The sequence below is a fragment of the Bacillus sp. S71 genome (assembly GCF_016625265.1).
In the GTDB taxonomy this organism is placed as follows: Bacteria; Bacillota; Bacilli; order Bacillales; family Bacillaceae_G; genus Bacillus_A; species Bacillus_A cereus.
On sequence record NZ_JACVUW010000012.1, the window covers coordinates 75,732 to 92,869 of the forward strand.

Genomic DNA, 17,138 nt, shown 5'->3' on the forward strand with positions numbered 1-17,138 from the left:
CTTCTTTTCTTTATTTTGTAGAAACTTCGCCTGCAGCTTCTGTTTGCGGAATAAAGTATCCAATTATACCACCGATTATTGCTGGAATGATCCAGCCAATTCCTAAGTTATAAAAAGGAATAGTGTGTACAATATTAGCGATAAAACCTGGTATCATTTCCACATTATCAAGTGCATGAATACAGCTAATAATAAATGCTGCGATCATTGCTCCAATGTAGACAGAAGGTTTACGTTTCGTATATTTATCGATAAATGATACGAAAACTAAAATGATCGTAATTGGGTACAAAATAATTAATACAGGTAGTGTGATTTTAATTAATAAGCTTAATCCTAAGTTTGAAATAACGAAACTAAAGATACAAACGTATAGCACAAGCTTTTTGTATGAAACATTTGTTAGCACTGTTGTGAAGTAATTTGCAAATGCACTTACAACACCAATTGCCGTTGTTAAACAAGCGAAGATAATGGCGATACTTAATAAAATATTACCGCTTGTCCCAAAGAATTGATACATAACAGTAGCTAATAGTTGACCACCGTTTTCGAATTGCCCTAAGTTCCCGTTTGAAGCTCCGATATAACCGAGTAAGAAGTAAACAATTGTTAAGAATAGAGCAGCAATGCTTCCGCAAATGATTGTATATTTTGCGATAGATTTCTTGTCTTGTATACCGTTTTGACGAATTGCATTTACAACAATTGTTGATAGTACGAGAGCGCCAATTGCATCTAACGTTAAAAATCCTTCAAGAAATCCTTTGAAAAACGGGATGTCTTTATAGTCACCGATAGGCTCTGCAAACGTTCCTGGTGAAAGAATCGCTTTTGTTGCCATAATTGCAATAATTACAAGTAAAATTGGCGTTAATATTTTACCGATATGATCTACTAGCTTGGATGGATTTAATGATAAGAAGTAAACGACTGTAAAGAAAATCGCACTAAAAACTAACATAGAATACCATTGATCCGGGAAAAGTGGTGCAATCCCGATTTCATAAGATACAGATCCAGTTCGTGGAATAACAAATAGTGGGCCGATTGAAAGATAAATAATGATAGCGAATACTGCTGCGAATTTTGGATGAACACGGCTCGCTAAAGTGTTAAAACTACCACCAGCAAGGGCAACAGCAACGATAGCAAGTAAAGATAAACCGACGTCTGTAATAATAAATCCTGTAATAGAAACCCACATATTTTCTCCGGAAGAAAGACCGAGAAGGGGCGGGAAAATCATATTACCAGCACCGAAGAAAACTGCGAATAGTAATAAACTAATCGAAAGTATTTGCGCTGGTTTTAAAGTTGTACGCATATAAAGAAAATCCTCCTAATGAGTGTTTTTGTCGAAAATTCAAATAATTTGTCGAGTAACTGTTATTATTTTAAAGGTCTGATGACTAGAAAGCAATAGGGAATTTTGAAAATATTAAAAAATAATGCATTAAATCGAATAAATATACTATTTATATGTTTAATAGGAAGGATTTAACTTTTAACATAAAAAAACACATATCGCTAGGATACGTGTATTAAAAATATATTTTTCTATCGCGTTCTTCTTTTAAAATTTCAACCGCTTCTCGGAAACGTTGTGAATGGACAATTTCTCGTTCGCGTAAAAAGCGTAAACTGTCATTTATATCGGGATCGTCAGATTGGTTAATAAGCCATTGATATGTGGCACGCGCTTTTTCTTCAGCAGCAATATCTTCGTATAGGTCGGCAATTGGATCACCTTTAGCTTGTATATAGGTTGCAGTAAATGGAACGCCAGCTGCGTTATGGTAATGAAGTGCGCTGTCATGGTCAACGTAATGAGGATCGAGACCAGCTGCCTTCATCTGTTCAGGAGTCGCATCTTTTGTCAGCTTATAAACCATCGTAGCAATCATTTCAAGATGTGCAAATTCTTCTGTACCAATATCGGTAAGGAGGCCAATGACTTTATCTGGAATTGTATAGCGCTGATTTAAGTAACGTAGTGCAGCGGCTAATTCTCCATCTGCACCACCGTATTGCTCAATTAATAATTTTGCAAGTGCTGGATTACAAGTTCCTACTTTAACAGGGTATTGTAATTTTTTTTCATAAATCCACATAGTTTCTCTCCTTTATATTTGCCATGGCCAAGGACCTTTACTCCATTCCCAAGGGGCATTAGAATAGCTATTTCCATACTGTTGAAGCGGTCCATATTTTTCTTCCATTTGTTGTTTTAATACTCTTCGTTTATAGGAAAAGTCATTAAATTGATTAATAGCTGCTGTATCGTCTGGGTGGGTGTCTAAGTAAAGTGTTAGTTCCACTAATACAAAGTCTAATTCTTGGAGATTCTCTAAAAGTCGATAATATTCTTCTGGTAGTGGTTGATTCACGTCAGTAGTCACCGCCCTTTTTTATAAGGATTTTCGTAATAATCATAAAAAACAGGCCATAAAGTTCCTTTTTGTAGTGCTTCTTTCGGTGAGAACTGTGGTAAATTTGGCGGTTGAAAACCTAAATATAAATTAGGAGGGGTAGAGTAATATTTTTTTCCAATAGGAGGACAAGGATCTTGAGGACTATGATATGGCACATATGATTTCATATATTTATCCATTAATAAACCTCCTCATATCTTCATCACTACGTATTGTATTCAGACATAATAGGCATTTATGACACATATAAAAAGGTAATAGGTACAGGGGGAATGAATGTGGAGCAATGTATTATATTAGAAGTGAAAAATTTAAAGGAGACTTTGTATTTTTACGAAGGGATTTTAGGAATAAGACCTAGTTTAGAAAGACCTCAATTGGATGTAACAGGGGTTTGGTATGATTCTGATTCAAAGAGAATTAGTTTTGTTATGAATCGCATGTTAGGGGGACGAGAGAAGAGTTTTACGAATTCATGCGCTGGTTTAACATTTTCAATTTCTAACATAGAGAATTTAAAGAAGAGGTTAGTGTTTTATAAAATTGCATATACAGAAAACAAAAGTGAGAAGAGTATTGTAGTACAAGACCCAGATGGATATAAACTTCAAGTGATAGAGAAGGATGAATAAACGGAGGCGATTTAGTGGAGAGGAATTATGAAGAAAGTGCGTTGTTTGAGCATCAATTTTGGCTAAGGGTGCTTACTGATCATTCGCAATTTTTACTTGATGCATTAGCTCCGAAGGAAAAAGAAGATATAAAGAAGGCCACATATTTTCTTGAAACATTTACGAATCTTTTAAATAAAGTTCATAATGTGAATCTCATTGCATTTTCAAAAGAGGCAGAACGAGCCGCAAAGGAAATACGAACGTTTAAATTAAGTATTATACAGAAACAACTTGAGGGAAAAATCACTATTCATTTTACGCCAACTTTCATCAATCATATGGTAAACGAAGTAGAAGAATATATAACGGTGTTAGAATTTTTAAAGAAAGGAGAAGTTCCGCCTGTTTTTCATGAATTACATTATCATCTCGTTTGGTTAACGGATGCGGCTGGTCATGCAGGCTCTATTTCTGGTGGATTAGATCTTGTTGAAAAAAGATTGAAAGAGAAAAGTGAAGAATTTACGAAGCACTTTGAACAATTTTACTTAAAGGCAGTTGAGATGACAGGTTATTTACGGACAGAGCTTCATCATTTTCCTGCATTAAAGAAGTTTACAAAAGATGTTTCACTTGAGTTAAAATTATTTTCGCATTTTCTCCATGAGGTTGAAGAGATGGAGTTATCGAATGAAATATTAAGTGCATTATCTGCTAGAATGGCGGATCATATGGCAAGAGAAGAATGTTATTACTTATTAAAATTAGCACAATCTTCTGGACTTGAGATGCCAAAATGTAATCCGCTTTAAAGAAAAAAGAGGTCAATTTTATTTGGCCTCTTTTTCTGTTTTATTGTCTCTTTTTATTTTTGCTTGTTCAATACTTGCCTGTAATGTCTCCATAATATTGATGATGTTTGGAGCAGGAGAGATGGTTTCGGTTTTTTCCTGTTGTTCAATTTTATTTTCGATTAATTCGGTAAGAGCTTCTTTATATTCATCTGTATATAACTCTTGTTCGAAAGGATTTGTAAGATGGTGGATTAAATTGATTGCTGCTGTGAGTTCTTGTTTTTGAATCGGATAATTTTCATTACTTGGTAAGTTAGGTGTATTTGTTATATCGCGAATTTCATTAGGGTAGTGAATAGTTTGTAATATAAGCCCATCTTCAAAGTTACGGATAATAGCTAAATGTTGTTTTTTTCTAATGGAAATATGGATAAGACCAAGTTTATTCGTACGTTCAAGAGCTTCTTTTAATAATAAATACGATTTTTCATGTCCTGAGGTAGGGCCTATAAAATAAGAACGATCGTAGAGAACAGAATCAATTTCGTTATTTTGGACAAAAGATATAATACGAATAGATCTTGGTTCGTGAGCTTTTTGCAACTCAGCTAATTCTTTTTCATCCATAATAATGTACTTATGAGGTGCGTATTCATAGGCTTTTACAATATCTTTATCATCAATTTCTTCATCCGTACAATCAGGAGCAAATTTTTTATATTTAATAGGTGTTAAGCATTCTTTATGAAGACTTAAAAATTTTATATCGTTTTCTTCTACGGCACTGTATAGTTGGATTCCTATATTTAATAGTCCAAGTGAAAGTGCGCCTTTCCATACGGTATGCAAATGAAGCCTCTCCTTTCATTCAAAAATGATTATGTATATTATGAGATAGTAAGAAATTTCCTATACGTTTTTTGTTTTTACGGAATGTTAAGCAGGAGGATGTGGGATATAAAATATATTGACAAGCCCTCCAAAATATTTTAATGTGATTGTATAAAATTGTGTATATAAAGGGGAGTAACTTATTACAGTAAAGTCGTCATTACAGGGAGAAACCCTCGGCTTTATTGGCAACGTTTCGTTGTTAGTGAGACCTTTACCAGCAATGGTAAAGGCCCCTTATTGTCTTTTTTGGACCCTTACCATGTTTGGTAGGGGCCTTTTTGTATACAAAGAGAGGAGATATAAAAATGAAAAAACTTATTAGTAGATTAAGAGTTGTATTTCATGTTCGCCGATTTGTTCCATTCCTATTTGACTTTTTCACTTCAAAAGAGGTTTCAATAAAGAAGAAAATTTTATCTATTGCGTTTTTAGTTGGTTATGTTGCGATGCCGCTCGATTTAATTCCAGACTTCTTACCGTTTATTGGTATTTTAGATGATATTGGAATTGTGTTATTTATTTTGAACCGAATTGTAAAAATGGCGCCAGTTCAGTTACAAGAAAAGCATAACGTAAACGTAGGATAGGAGTTAAAAATATGGAGCAAATTATTTTAGATATAATCGAGTTTTTAAAGCAGTTTTCTTATTTTGGAGTTGTGTTAGCATTAACGTTTGAATTTATTCCGGCAGAAGTAGTTTTGCCCATGGTTGGGTATTGGGTATACGAGGGTGATATGAATTTTTGGCTTGCTGTACTAGCCGGAACGCTTGGCGGAACGACAGGACCGTTAACGTTATACGCACTCGGCTATTACGGTGGCCGTCCTCTATTAATAAAATACGGGAAATACTTCTTCATTAAAGAAGAACAAATTCAAAAAGCAGATGATTTCTTCGAGAAATATGGACCGGTTGTAGCATTTGTTGGACGCTTTGTACCGGGAGTTAGAACGCTTATTTCTGTTCCATGTGGTATGGCGAAAATGAACATATGGAAATTTAGTATATATACATTTGTAGCAATGTTCCCGTTAACGACTTTGTATGTTTATTTTGGAATGAAATTAGGTCCGCATTGGGAAAAAGCAGCAGATGTTGTTGGGCAATATATGCTACCAATATTAGGAGGCGTTATTCTTATCGTTGCTAGTATCTTTGTCTATAAATATATGAAGAAAAGAAATAAAACGGAATCTATTTAGTCATTTGAATATTTTTTGAAAATAGATGAATAGTACAGGCAAAAGACTCTGAGGGACATACACATATAGGGAATATAAAAGAGAGAGGGGAAACAACTATGTCTTGTGAGTGCTCAGGGTCAGCATTAACTTGTTGTCCAGATAAAAATTATGTGCAAGATAAAGTGTGTAGTCCGTGGTCTGCTACTGTAGTTGCAACAGCAATTGATAATGTTCTCTATACAAATAATATTAACCAAAACGTAATTGGTACTGGTTTTGTTAAATATGATGTTGGACCAGGCCCAATTACTGTAGAGGTACTTGATTCTGCTGGGGGTACAATTGATACACAAACATTAAACCCAGGAACGAGTATTGCTTTTACGTATCGCCGCTTTGATAGTATACAAGTTGTGTTACCTGCAACACCTGCTGGAACGTATCAGGGAGAATTTTGTATTACAACACGTTATCCACTTTCATAGCAGAATAGGAGAGGATCGAAATGGGAATGAGAAGTTCCAGTTTGTCTTGTTGTTCTAATAAAACACTTGTGCAAGACCAAGTATGTACAGACTGGTCTATTACAGGTGCTGGTACTCAAATTGTATATACAAATAATATCACGCAAGAAGTATATGGTTCAGGCTACGTGAAGTATGATGTAGGTGCCAACCCGATTACAGTTGATTTTTTAGTAGGTGCAACAGTAGTTGATACAATTACTGTACAACCACAAAGTAGTGGTACTTTCACTGTCCGATATTTTACTACTGTCCGAATTACTACGACAGGAACGACTGTTAATCAAGGCGAGTTTTGTATTACAGTACGTTATCCAATTTCATAAAAAAGCATACCGTAAATGGTATGCTTTTTTTTAGAAAGTAATGAAATTGGTATTCTATAAGCAACATGTAAATTCGCAACAGTACTTGCCTTCTAAATATAGTGAAGGATTACTTGTTATATTAATAATACTGACCGACTGTAAGTCTTTTCCTGTGTACGATATTGTATTGCCAGGAAACACAGTGAAAATATTGGTTACTGTTCCAACGATTTGAATTGTAATTGCTTCGGTGCTGCTAGTACTATTGTAAACCGAGACAGTACCTGATATAAGTAGTATCCCATCACTTTGCCATAGTATCATTGATTGTGATGCATCTTTGGCAGAGGGGATGGTGTTATTAGTTATGAGGAAATTCCCTGCAAATTCATTTGTTACTCGCTCGCAATTTGGATTTGGAGGAGGGGGCGGTGGACAAGGGTCTGGACAAATAATAGATAAAGGAGCGAAACAGCCGATATTTTTTTTATTCTTCAATACAACCCCTCCTTTTAAGTTGTCTTTTATTACTATTAAATGTAAAAGCATGGCCGATGTGTTAAAAAAAGAAGGAAATATTAAAAATTAAGATTGTCTAATAGGCTTAAACCTTAACTTATCATTAGTGTTATAGAAAAGATTATATGTGAATAGTCATAGGAAAAGAATGATCAGACTCTTTTAGACAAAAGGTGGTTGTATGCAATAGTACGAGTAATGTTGGACTTAATTTCTAATTAACTGTATATTTACAAAAATCTAATAAAGTTCATTTGTTATTTAAACGACATTAACATGTATTAGATAAAATAGCCCTTGTAATGAATCAATTATTATGAGGAGGATTCACGTGGACAGAAATGCTTTAAGAAAAGTAAAAGGCCTTATTGGATTATTAATGGTTTTTGTATTAGCGTTCGTATCATTTCCGTGGAGTACATCAATCAAGGCGGAAGAGAAAAAGCAAGAAAAGGCATCAAGTGAGAAGAAGATAGTTTTTCCAGTTGTAAGTGATGTGCATATTAAAAATAGTGGAACAGATGATACGTTTCGCTGGAAAAGAGCGATCGAACAGTTTAATACATTAGCACCGAAGCAAGATGCATTTGTTATTGTAGGTGATTTCACGGATACAGGATCGGTGCAGCAATATGATCGTTTCATGCAAGTGTACAATGAAAATGCAAATAAAGATGCTGTGCGAATGAATTCTCTTGGTAACCATGATTATTGGAACGGTTTATCTGTAGAAGGTGCGCAGAAGCGTTTCTTAGAAAAAACAGGTATGGAATCAATTTATTATCATAAAGTGGTAAAAGGTTATCACTTCCTTGTTATGTCTCCAGAGAATGGAACAACTCATGGATATTATTCAGACAAGCAAATTAATTGGTTAAAAGAAGAAATGGCGAAAGCGCAAAAAGATGATCCAGAAAAACCGATTTTTGTATTTTTACATCAACACATTAAAGAGACAGTATACGGTAGTCATGAATGGGGAACACAAGATAGCGCAAAAATTAATGCGGTATTAAAAGAATACCCACAAGTTATTACGTTTTCAGGTCATTCACATTATCCATTAGATGATCCGAGATCGATACATCAAAAAGACTTTACATCAGTTGGTACATCTTCAGTAAGTTATATGGAAGTTGAAGGTGGTAAAGTACAAGGGAATATCCCGCCAGGGGCTAGTACGTTAAGCCAAGGTTTATTAGTAGAAGTAGATGATGAAGAAGTAACGATTAATCGCCGTGATTTCCATACAAATTCTTGGACAGGCGAGCCTTGGAAAATTAAATTACCAGCAAAGAAAGAAACATTTACACATGTGGAAGATCGTGATAAAGAAAAGCCTTACTTTGCTAAGGATGCAAAGCTTGCTGTATCAAATGTAACAGAAAATGCGGCAACAGTAACATTCCCGCAAGCATTGGACAACCTCCTTGTTCACTCTTACCGTGTACAAGCTAGAGATAAGCAAACGGGTGAAATAAAAAATAAATTGTTAGCATTCTCAGAGTTTTATCGTGATCCAGTGCCGAAAGACCTTACGTTTACGCTTGCAGGGTTAGATGGCGGGAAAACATATACACTTGAAGTAGTTGCGATTGATTCATTTGGCAATGAAACCGCGCAGCCGTTAACTGCGGAAATTACTACGAAAAAAGATAATATTGACCCGAATGTGAAAGTACCAAAAGCTGATGTTTTCGATGTAAACTTTGCAGATGGTACATTTAAAGACAATTCACCATTTGGTACAAAAGGTGATGTGAAGGGCAATGTGACTATTGAATATGATAAAGCATTGAAAAAGAATGTTATGAAGTTAAACGGACAATCTAATACATTTGGATACCTTCCATTTTCAGCAGCACAAAAAGAAAAAGTAGCAAATACATTTACGCTAGAAACGGTATTTTCAATGAATCAAATCCGTGGCCAAGGTATTTTGCAAAATACAGAGAGCGGCGGAATTGGATTTGAGTCTACAGGAAGTGGATATGTTGAATTATGGGCTCACATTGGCGGCAGCTATAAACGTGTTGGAGTTCAATTAGAAGCGAACAAAACGTATCACTTAACAGGAACGTATAACGGAAGTGAAGTGGCAATTTACGTAGATGGTAAAAAAGTAAATAGCCAGCCAGCTACTGGGAAAGTGTATCATCCAAACGTACCATTTGCATTTGGAGCGGATCCTGATAGTAACGGAAATGGTGGTATTCCGTTAAATGGACAAATCGCGCTTGCGAAATTATATAGTAAAGCGTTAAGTTCTTCAGAAGTATTAGCAGCGTACAATGAGTTTTCTAACCGTACGAAGTTAGAGCAAGTAACTGCTTTATTTGAAGAGCTTGGAAAAGTAAAAGAAGTGTTAGCTGGAACGTATGGATTTGGAGATAAGCCAGGTCAATATTCAAAGGAAGCATTTCAAGAATTAGAGAAAAGCTATAATAATGCAAAACAAGTGTTTGAAAATGTAGGGAGTACGGGAGAGCAAATCGTTCAAACATATAACGAATTAAAAACAGCTAATGTAACATTTGTACAATCTAAAGTAGTAGAACAACCGAAAACACCGAAAGAAAAATTACAAATCAATATTGAATCTGCAAAAGCAGTAGTGAAAAAAGCGCAAGATGCAAATGTAACGGACGGTTCAGTGAAATCACTGAGTCAAAAAATCACAGTGGCCGAAGCTGTAGTGAAAGATGTAAAAGTAAAAGATGCACAGGTAGAAACGATGAATCGTACATTAGAGCATGCGATTTCACTCGTTGAAAAAAGTATGAACAAATAAGAGAGAGGAAAAGAAGCTTATCATGATAGGCTTCTTTTTTGTTATACTAAAATTAGTATAGAATGAAGGAGCGAATAATTTGGAACAGAAAAAGCTAAAAAGAATTCTTGAATATGTATGGATCGCGGTTGTGCTCCTTGTAGGATATTATTTCTTAAAAGAAAAAAGTATATGGGTTCTATTTTTAATGACGTTTTTATTAGCGGGTTTAGGCACGTTATTTATTAATTTCTTCTTTGATAGTTTAAATGCATGGAAGAAGAAAAAGAAGGGAACGAAGTAAAGGAGGGAATATATGCAAAAGTGGAAGTTCATATATCAGGTGATTATTTTCCTATTACTTGTAGGTATTGGAATTGTTAAATACGCAACGCCAATAGGAAATTGGGCATGGTTTACAGCTTGCATCGGCATATTTTTCATTTTACAATCGTTAACGAAAAAATATAATAGTACAGAAAAATAGCTCGCCGCTAAAACGGCGAGCTATTTTGTTATGCTTTTTTCTTTTCATCATTCGTTTTTTCGGTAGCTAAGTGACTATGCTTTCTAGAGTAGAAGAAATAGAAGCATAAGCCGACTATAAGCCAAACTGCAAAGCTAATCCATGTTGTTTTAGACAAATTGATCATTAAATATAAGCAGCAAAGAATCGCGACAACTGGTAATACAGGTACGAAAGGTGTACGGAATCCACGTTTTAAATCAGGGTGTGTTTTTCGTAAAATAAGTACAGCGCAGCAAACGAATGTAAAGGCTGTTAACGTACCGATGTTTACTAAATTCGCTAGCAAATGTAAATCTAAAAGCCCTGCTAATAAAGCGGCAACAACGCCAGTAATCCACGTATTTAATAAAGGGATTTTTACTCTTTTATTTACACGTGCTAACGCTTTTGGAAGTAGACCGTCACGGCTCATCGCATACGAAACACGAACTTGTCCATACATAACGACTAAAAGGACGGTTGTCATTCCAGTCATTGCTCCAACAGCGAGTAGTCCTGCAATTGTGTCCTCACCAACGAAATGCAATGCAAATGCAACTGGATCAGAAACGTCTAATTGCGTATAAGGAACCATACCTGTTAAAACGAAAGATACGATCATATATAAAACAGTACAAATAAGAAGAGAACCGATAATACCAATTGGTAAGTCACGCTGTGGTTTTTTCGTTTCTTCTGCAGCGGTTGCGATTGCATCAAAACCTAAAAAGGCGAAGAATACAGTGGCAGCTCCGGTAATAATACCGTCGTATCCGAATGGGATGAACGGTGTCCAATTTTCAGGTTTTACATATTTTGCACCTGCTACGATAAAGGCAATGATAACAGCTAGTTTAATAAGAACCATAATATTATTAATGCGTGCACTTTCACGTATACCAAAACTTAAAAGGCCAGTAATAAGAAGTAAAATGCAGACAGCTGGTAAATCGATGAGACCACCTTTTCCTACGCCGGGGGCCGAGGCGATTATGGCGGGCAGATGTATATTGAATCCTTGTAGTAATGATTGCAAATAACCAGACCAACCGACAGCTACTGCCGCGACTGCAAGTAAATATTCGAGCATTAAACACCATCCGACGATGAAGGCGACGACTTCTCCGACTGTCATATATGCGTAAGTATACACACTTCCTGAGACAGGAATAGAAGAAGCAAATTCAGCATAACAAAAGGCTACACAAGCACAAGTAAATGCAGCAATAAGAAATGATAGCATAATACCAGGACCAGAATGTTTTGCTGCAACAATACCTGTTAATACAAAGATCCCTGTCCCAATTACGGCGCCGATCCCTAAAAACGTTAAATCGAGTGCAGTTAATGTTCTATCTAGCTGCTTTGGTGATTCAGTACTAAGCGCTTTTTTTCGTAATAATGACTTCACTTTGGACTCTCCCCCCGTTTTTTCATTTCCATAACTGCGACTATAGTATGAGCCCATTAAAAAAGAGTAAGTAAGTGGAGGTGCAGTTATGGTATGTAGTTTTTTAAAATTGCTGGATTAATCTTAATATAATTCAGAATATTTTGTCAAATAAAAATATGACAAATAAAATGCGGATCAATAGGGGAAACTACTTGCAGAAATGGACGGGGGTTAACGACCCACTGATTAAAGTTAAAGTAGGAGCAGATGCTATGTTATTTTATTTTGAACTTGTCGTCATTTTACTTTGTACGAAATTAGCTGGTGACATTAGTGTGAGACTTGGTCAGCCTTCTGTACTTGGTAAGTTAATTGTCGGTATTATTATCGGTCCAGCTGTACTCGGTATTATTAATAGTTCTGAACTAATTGATGAACTGAGTGAGATTGGTGTTTTGTTACTTATGTTTATGGCGGGACTTGAAACAGATTTAGAAGAGTTAAATCGGAATTTGAAATCGTCATTTGCAGTAGCGGCTGGTGGAATTATTTTTCCTTTCATCGGTGGTTATGTAACAGGATTGCTGTTTGGATTAATGCAGTCCCATGCCATTTTTTTAGGATTATTACTTTGCGCAACATCGGTTAGTATTACGGTGCAGACGCTACGTGATCTAGGAAAAATGAATACGAGAGAAAGTACAACAATTTTAGGTGCTGCCGTATTTGATGATGTCATTGTCGTTATTTTATTGGCATTTGTAATGAGTTTTTTAGGAACACAAGATGTAAATATAACACTTGTCATTGCAAAGAAAATTATTTTCTTTGTAAGTATTGTTTTTATTGCTTGGAAAGTCGTTCCTTGGATTATGAAGATGCTTGTCCCGCTTCGTGTAACAGAAGCGTTAATTAGCGCGGCTCTTATTATTTGCTTTTCTTTTTCTTATTACAGTGAAATGATGGGAATTGCAGGCATTATTGGAGCATTTGCAGCAGGAATTGCTATTTCTCAAACAGAGTATAAGCATGAAGTGGAACATAAAATTGAACCGATTGCTTATGCAATATTTGTTCCTGTATTCTTCGTAAGTATCGGAATGGAAATTACATTTCAAGGTATTGGAAGCCAGCTTTGGTTCATTATTATTATGACCCTCATTGCAATTTTCACAAAGTTAATTGGATCAGGTTTAGGAGCGAGATTGACAGGTTTTAATCTCCAATCTTCTATTAGTATTGGCGCGGGGATGGTATCACGTGGTGAAGTAGCACTTATCATCGCAGCAAATGGACTTACGGCGAATTTATTAGCGAAAGAAAATTTCACAGCGATTGTTATTGTTGTTATATTGACGACGATTATTACACCGCCACTTTTGAAGAAATATTTTGTATAGAGAGGAAGGGCTTATCTGATGTAGGTAAGCTCTTTTTTTATTCCCAAAAGCAATGATCATATAGTATGAAGGATTTGTAATTATGGTAAAATCTATGTATGTGATATGACAAGGAGAGGGAAGTGTGAAGATTACGAAGGAGAAGGTTATCGGTGTAATCGTACTTATTGCAGTATGTATACCATTTACTGCATGGAAAGAATCAAAAGTGAAAGATTTTCCGGTTTCTATTTTTTCGGAAGAAGCAGATGGTGAGTACGGTCAGAAGCTGAAATATACTGCTTTTTTACCTGATGTTGCGATTTGGATGAACGGTTGGAAAGAGAAGTGGACAGAAGGAGAAAGAACTGTTTATCAAAAAGGGAATCGCATTGTAAATGTGTTTCATCCTCCTGGCGATGATGGTTTTTACCTTCTTGAAGCAAGAGAAAATAAGTGAACGCAGCCGTAAGAAGTGGAGGTTAAATAGTGAAAGCTTCAACATTACTATTTAAAATTGAAAGTAATATGGATCAATTTTCACCAGCTGAGAAGAAGGTTGCCATGTACATAATGGAGAATGCAGAGATTGTACCGAATTTAACGACGAAAGAAGTGTCAACGAATGCAGGCGCAAGTGAGGCGAGTGTCGTTCGTTTTTGTAAGTCGATTGGGATTGGGAGCTTTAAAGCATTTAAGATAGCACTCGTTCGTGAATTAACGATTGCTGATTATAATATTAACGATTTTTCAGTGATGAATACGGAAGATGGACCGTACGATTTATTTAATAAAGTTACTTATGTGAATAAAGCTGCAATTGAGGCGAGCGTTACTGCGATAGATAAGAAGGAACTTGAGAAAGCTGCAGATCGTATTGTCAATGCGGGCAAAATTATATTTTACGGTGTAGGTGGATCAGCTACGCCAGCGATGGATGGGGCGTATAAATTTACACGGCTCGGATTTACAGCGATGATGCTATCTGATTTTCATATGATGTTGCCGCTCGTGACGAATTTAAAAGAAGGCGATATATTTGTTGCGATTTCAACATCTGGTCGAACGAGAGATGTGCTTGAAATGGCGCAGTATGCAAAGAGACAAGGTGCAACTGTTATTGGAATTACGAAACTAGATCAATCATCACCCCTATATAAAGAAGCGGACATTCGCCTTTGTATGCCAGATGTAGAACAAGATCATCGTATTGCAAGTATTGCGTCGAGAATGACGCAACTGAATATGATTGATGCTTTATATGTGATTACTTTCAACCGAATTGGCAATAAAGTATTGGATCAATTTATGGAGACGCGAGAAGAAGCGTTGCGGTTACGGAAGTTAAAGTAGAAGAAAAGATGAGGAGACTCATCTTTTTTATTATCTTTGACACAAATATGTCATGTTGTGAAATTTTATTTCATAAAATAAGAAAGAGTTATTGATTTTTAGTTTCTTAAAGTTATAATAAAAGTGTGAAATATAATTTCAAAGAGGGTGGAAATATGTTAGAAAATTTATCGACAGAACATCGTAATGAGAAAACAATGAATCTGGATGAAATGAGCATAAAAGAAGTGTTGCAAAGTATGAATGAAGAAGATCGAACTGTTGCGTTAGCAATTGAAAAAGAGATAGAACAAATTGAAAAGGTTGTACAGACTGTTATTAAATCTTTTGAAGAAGAGGGACGCTTAATTTACATTGGTGCTGGTACAAGTGGTCGTTTAGGTATTCTAGATGCAGTGGAATGTCCGCCGACATTTGGCACGGATGATAAAATGGTGCAAGGATTTATAGCAGGTGGATTGAAAGCGTTTACTAAAGCGGTGGAAGGTGCCGAAGATCGCGAAGAGTTAGCAGAAGAAGATTTAAAAAGTATTGGATTAAATGAGAAAGATACAGTGATTGGAATTGCTGCAAGTGGCAGAACTCCTTACGTAATTGGCGGCTTGAAATACGCACAGAGCGTAGGAGCGAGTACAGCGAGTATTTCTTGTAATAAAAATGCTGAAATAAGTAAATATGCAAAGTTAAATGTGGAAGTAGAGACAGGTGCAGAAATATTAACAGGATCAACGCGTTTAAAAGCTGGTACAGCACAAAAATTAGTGTTGAATATGATTTCAACAGCTTCGATGATTGGTGTAGGAAAAGTATATAAAAACTTAATGGTAGATGTTCAATCCACAAATGAAAAGTTAGTAGAACGGTCAAAACGAATTATTGTGGAAGCAACAGGCGCTAGTTATGAAGTAGCGACAGAGTATTATGAAAAGGCAGAACGTAACGTAAAAGCTGCCATTGTTATGGTGTTGTTGCAGTGCGAATATGGGGAAGCACTGGAGAAACTAAAATGCGCAAAAGGGTTTGTGAAGAAAGCACTATAAAATAATAGGGAGGGGGATTCTATTATGAAGAAAGAAGAGAGAATGGCCAAGGAAATTTCGGAGCAACTTGGAGGAATAAAAAATATTCGTAGTATTGCTCATTGTATGACGAGACTACGTTTAACGCTTCATGATGAAAGTAAAGTAAATATGGACCTTTTGAAAAAAGTTGAAGGCGTTATGGGTGTTATAGAAGATGAGACGCTTCAAGTTGTTGTTGGTCCAGGAACAGTAAATAAAGTAGCAGCTGAAATGGAAGGTTTGACAGGACTACGAATTGGTGAGGTAGCAGATCATCACCTTGAAGATATTGGGCAAGAGATGAAATCAGAGATTAAGAAGAAAAATAATACACCGGTGAAAAACTTTTTACGAAAAATAGGAAGTATTTTCATCCCATTAATTCCGGGGCTTGTTGCGTCAGGAATTATAAACGGGGTTGCTAACTTTGCGAAAAATGCTGGTGCTGATCCAAATGCAACGTGGTTACAAATGTTACTACTCATTGGCGGCGGTATCTTTACATTCTTAGGAATTTTAGTTGGTTGGAATACAGCGAAAGAGTTCGGCGGGACACCGGTTCTTGGGGCAATTGCTGGTATTTTAATTTTCAACCCAGCGATGGCAAACGTAAAATTATTTGGTGAAGCATTAGTGCCCGGACGGGGCGGATTATTTGCAGTTATTTTTGCAGCATGGCTTATGGTTGTAGTGGAAAGACAAGTTCGAAAAGCAGTGCCGAATGCAGTTGATATTATCGTGACACCACTCATTACTGTATTAGTTGTAAGTATCGTAACGATGTTAGCCATTCAGCCATTAGCAGGTTTCTTATCAGATGGTATTACGAGCGGAATTAATGCTATTTTAAATATTGGCGGAGCATTTGCTGGCGCAGTACTTGCGGGAACATTTTTACCTCTCGTTATGGTCGGATTGCATCACGGTTTAACACCAATTCATATGGAATTCATTAATCAAACACACGTAACACCTTTATTACCAGTACTCGCAATGGCTGGTGCTGGCCAAGTGGGCGCAGCAATTGCGATTTATGTGAAAACAAAAAACAAACGACTTCGAAATGTAATTAAAGGTGGATTGCCAGTTGGCTTTTTAGGAATTGGTGAGCCGTTATTATACGGGGTTACATTACCACTTGGGAAACCGTTTATTACTGCTTGTTTAGGAGCGGCTGTCGGTGGTGCATTCCAAGCAGTTATGCAAACGGCTTCACTTGGAATTGGCGTATCAGGGCTATCTTTAATTCCGTTAATTGCTGACAATAAATATTTACTATATTTCTTAGGTTTAGTAATTGCATATGCTTTCGGATTTATCTTTACGTACTTCTTCGGATTTAAAGAAGAAATGGCAGAAAACATATAGAGAAAGGGATTCCTTTCTCTTTTTCTATTAAT

The 17,138-nt window shown here is 36.1% G+C and carries 22 protein-coding genes; 15 read left to right on the forward strand and 7 right to left on the reverse strand.

Features of this window, described 5'->3' with window-relative positions:
• Positions 1-10: 10 nt before the first annotated feature.
• The 4 genes from brnQ2 to IBT51_RS21915 all read right to left on the reverse strand — a co-directional run bounded on the left by brnQ2 (position 11) and on the right by IBT51_RS21915 (position 2,614).
• The gene (gene brnQ2 / locus IBT51_RS21900) at positions 11-1,327 is read right to left on the reverse strand and encodes a branched-chain amino acid transport system II carrier protein BrnQ2 (RefSeq protein WP_088022363.1); all 1,317 of its coding nucleotides are present in this window, start codon (positions 1,325-1,327) and stop codon (positions 11-13) included.
• Between the two features lie 217 nt (positions 1,328-1,544).
• Entirely contained in the window at positions 1,545-2,114 is a 570-nt protein-coding gene (cotJC, locus tag IBT51_RS21905) for a spore coat protein CotJC (protein WP_000265278.1), read from the reverse strand.
• Between the two features lie 12 nt (positions 2,115-2,126).
• On the reverse strand, positions 2,127-2,390 hold the full coding sequence (gene cotJB, locus IBT51_RS21910; RefSeq protein WP_001075543.1) for a spore coat protein CotJB: 264 nt from the start codon (positions 2,388-2,390) through the stop codon (positions 2,127-2,129).
• Positions 2,391-2,398: 8 nt separating this feature from the next.
• Positions 2,399-2,614, reverse strand: coding sequence for a spore coat associated protein CotJA (locus IBT51_RS21915; protein WP_000362188.1), 216 nt, complete (start codon positions 2,612-2,614; stop codon positions 2,399-2,401).
• Between the two features lie 33 nt (positions 2,615-2,647).
• Between IBT51_RS21915 and IBT51_RS21920 the strand changes: the two genes are divergently transcribed.
• Entirely contained in the window at positions 2,648-3,067 is a 420-nt protein-coding gene (locus IBT51_RS21920; RefSeq protein WP_140155568.1) for a VOC family protein, read from the forward strand.
• 14 nt (positions 3,068-3,081) lie between these two features.
• Complete coding sequence (locus IBT51_RS21925; RefSeq protein ID WP_000440991.1) at positions 3,082-3,861, forward strand: DUF2935 domain-containing protein; 780 nt, start codon at positions 3,082-3,084, stop codon at positions 3,859-3,861.
• An 18-nt stretch (positions 3,862-3,879) separates the two neighbouring features.
• Here IBT51_RS21925 and ku read toward each other — a convergent pair whose 3' ends face one another.
• The gene (gene ku, locus IBT51_RS21930) at positions 3,880-4,692 is read right to left on the reverse strand and encodes a non-homologous end joining protein Ku (RefSeq protein ID WP_200458750.1); all 813 of its coding nucleotides are present in this window, start codon (positions 4,690-4,692) and stop codon (positions 3,880-3,882) included.
• Between the two features lie 350 nt (positions 4,693-5,042).
• Between ku and IBT51_RS21935 the strand changes: the two genes are divergently transcribed.
• The 4 genes from IBT51_RS21935 to IBT51_RS21950 all read left to right on the forward strand — a co-directional run bounded on the left by IBT51_RS21935 (position 5,043) and on the right by IBT51_RS21950 (position 6,773).
• The gene (locus IBT51_RS21935) at positions 5,043-5,324 is read left to right on the forward strand and encodes a YkvA family protein (protein ID WP_000733844.1); all 282 of its coding nucleotides are present in this window, start codon (positions 5,043-5,045) and stop codon (positions 5,322-5,324) included.
• An 11-nt stretch (positions 5,325-5,335) separates the two neighbouring features.
• A complete protein-coding gene (locus tag IBT51_RS21940; RefSeq protein WP_000435017.1) occupies positions 5,336-5,941 on the forward strand; it encodes a DedA family protein in 606 nt (201 codons plus the stop codon).
• Positions 5,942-6,039: 98 nt separating this feature from the next.
• The gene (locus tag IBT51_RS21945) at positions 6,040-6,408 is read left to right on the forward strand and encodes a DUF3992 domain-containing protein (RefSeq protein WP_001277537.1); all 369 of its coding nucleotides are present in this window, start codon (positions 6,040-6,042) and stop codon (positions 6,406-6,408) included.
• 20 nt (positions 6,409-6,428) lie between these two features.
• Positions 6,429-6,773, forward strand: coding sequence for a DUF3992 domain-containing protein (locus IBT51_RS21950; protein WP_000525819.1), 345 nt, complete (start codon positions 6,429-6,431; stop codon positions 6,771-6,773).
• 54 nt (positions 6,774-6,827) lie between these two features.
• Here the strand turns inward: IBT51_RS21950 and IBT51_RS21955 are convergent, their stop codons facing one another.
• The gene (locus IBT51_RS21955; RefSeq protein ID WP_224981213.1) at positions 6,828-7,211 is read right to left on the reverse strand and encodes an S-Ena type endospore appendage; all 384 of its coding nucleotides are present in this window, start codon (positions 7,209-7,211) and stop codon (positions 6,828-6,830) included.
• On the opposite strand from IBT51_RS21955, the gene IBT51_RS27345 reads away from it, so the two are divergent.
• From IBT51_RS27345 to IBT51_RS21970, 4 genes are all read left to right on the forward strand, one after another.
• Entirely contained in the window at positions 7,096-7,344 is a 249-nt protein-coding gene (locus IBT51_RS27345; protein ID WP_249275568.1) for a hypothetical protein, read from the forward strand. The genes IBT51_RS21955 and IBT51_RS27345 overlap by 116 nt on opposite strands.
• Before the next feature lie 261 nt (positions 7,345-7,605).
• A complete protein-coding gene (locus tag IBT51_RS21960) occupies positions 7,606-10,065 on the forward strand; it encodes a LamG-like jellyroll fold domain-containing protein (RefSeq protein WP_200458751.1) in 2,460 nt (819 codons plus the stop codon).
• Positions 10,066-10,144: 79 nt separating this feature from the next.
• Entirely contained in the window at positions 10,145-10,348 is a 204-nt protein-coding gene (locus IBT51_RS21965) for a hypothetical protein (RefSeq protein ID WP_000435796.1), read from the forward strand.
• 12 nt (positions 10,349-10,360) lie between these two features.
• Complete coding sequence (locus IBT51_RS21970) at positions 10,361-10,531, forward strand: hypothetical protein (protein ID WP_053565173.1); 171 nt, start codon at positions 10,361-10,363, stop codon at positions 10,529-10,531.
• A gap of 28 nt (positions 10,532-10,559) precedes the next feature.
• Here the strand turns inward: IBT51_RS21970 and bcaP are convergent, their stop codons facing one another.
• Positions 10,560-12,020 (reverse strand): branched-chain amino acid transporter BcaP, encoded by a 1,461-nt coding sequence (gene bcaP / locus IBT51_RS21975; RefSeq protein ID WP_153592908.1) that lies wholly within the window; start codon positions 12,018-12,020, stop codon positions 10,560-10,562.
• A 101-nt stretch (positions 12,021-12,121) separates the two neighbouring features.
• Between bcaP and IBT51_RS21980 the strand changes: the two genes are divergently transcribed.
• The 5 genes from IBT51_RS21980 (at position 12,122) to IBT51_RS22000 (ending at position 17,106) form a co-directional block, all read left to right on the forward strand.
• Positions 12,122-13,345: a cation:proton antiporter gene (locus tag IBT51_RS21980; RefSeq protein WP_050427771.1), complete on the forward strand. Its 1,224-nt coding sequence runs from the start codon at positions 12,122-12,124 to the stop codon at positions 13,343-13,345.
• A gap of 124 nt (positions 13,346-13,469) precedes the next feature.
• Entirely contained in the window at positions 13,470-13,784 is a 315-nt protein-coding gene (locus IBT51_RS21985; protein ID WP_000704960.1) for a hypothetical protein, read from the forward strand.
• Positions 13,785-13,813: 29 nt separating this feature from the next.
• Entirely contained in the window at positions 13,814-14,677 is an 864-nt protein-coding gene (locus tag IBT51_RS21990) for a MurR/RpiR family transcriptional regulator (RefSeq protein ID WP_000648168.1), read from the forward strand.
• Between the two features lie 155 nt (positions 14,678-14,832).
• Entirely contained in the window at positions 14,833-15,717 is an 885-nt protein-coding gene (gene murQ, locus IBT51_RS21995; protein WP_088022369.1) for an N-acetylmuramic acid 6-phosphate etherase, read from the forward strand.
• A gap of 24 nt (positions 15,718-15,741) precedes the next feature.
• Positions 15,742-17,106 (forward strand): PTS transporter subunit EIIC, encoded by a 1,365-nt coding sequence (locus tag IBT51_RS22000; RefSeq protein WP_000711293.1) that lies wholly within the window; start codon positions 15,742-15,744, stop codon positions 17,104-17,106.
• The last annotated feature ends 32 nt before the right edge of the window (positions 17,107-17,138 follow it).

Bases quoted from the DNA above. Each gene is read 5' to 3' on its own strand.
- murQ (WP_088022369.1), top strand. From the start codon at position 14,833: ATGTTAGAAAATTTATCGACAGAACATCGTAATGAGAAAACAATGAAT.
- bcaP (WP_153592908.1), bottom strand. From the start codon at position 12,020: ATGGGCTCATACTATAGTCGCAGTTATGGAAATGAAAAAACGGGGGGA.
- IBT51_RS21935 (WP_000733844.1), top strand. From the start codon at position 5,043: ATGAAAAAACTTATTAGTAGATTAAGAGTTGTATTTCATGTTCGCCGA.
- cotJC (WP_000265278.1), bottom strand. From the start codon at position 2,114: ATGTGGATTTATGAAAAAAAATTACAATACCCTGTTAAAGTAGGAACT.
- brnQ2 (WP_088022363.1), bottom strand. From the start codon at position 1,327: ATGCGTACAACTTTAAAACCAGCGCAAATACTTTCGATTAGTTTATTA.
- IBT51_RS21970 (WP_053565173.1), top strand. From the start codon at position 10,361: ATGCAAAAGTGGAAGTTCATATATCAGGTGATTATTTTCCTATTACTT.
- IBT51_RS21945 (WP_001277537.1), top strand. From the start codon at position 6,040: ATGTCTTGTGAGTGCTCAGGGTCAGCATTAACTTGTTGTCCAGATAAA.
- IBT51_RS21915 (WP_000362188.1), bottom strand. From the start codon at position 2,614: ATGGATAAATATATGAAATCATATGTGCCATATCATAGTCCTCAAGAT.
- IBT51_RS21950 (WP_000525819.1), top strand. From the start codon at position 6,429: ATGGGAATGAGAAGTTCCAGTTTGTCTTGTTGTTCTAATAAAACACTT.
- IBT51_RS21940 (WP_000435017.1), top strand. From the start codon at position 5,336: ATGGAGCAAATTATTTTAGATATAATCGAGTTTTTAAAGCAGTTTTCT.
- IBT51_RS22000 (WP_000711293.1), top strand. From the start codon at position 15,742: ATGAAGAAAGAAGAGAGAATGGCCAAGGAAATTTCGGAGCAACTTGGA.
- IBT51_RS21980 (WP_050427771.1), top strand. From the start codon at position 12,122: ATGACAAATAAAATGCGGATCAATAGGGGAAACTACTTGCAGAAATGG.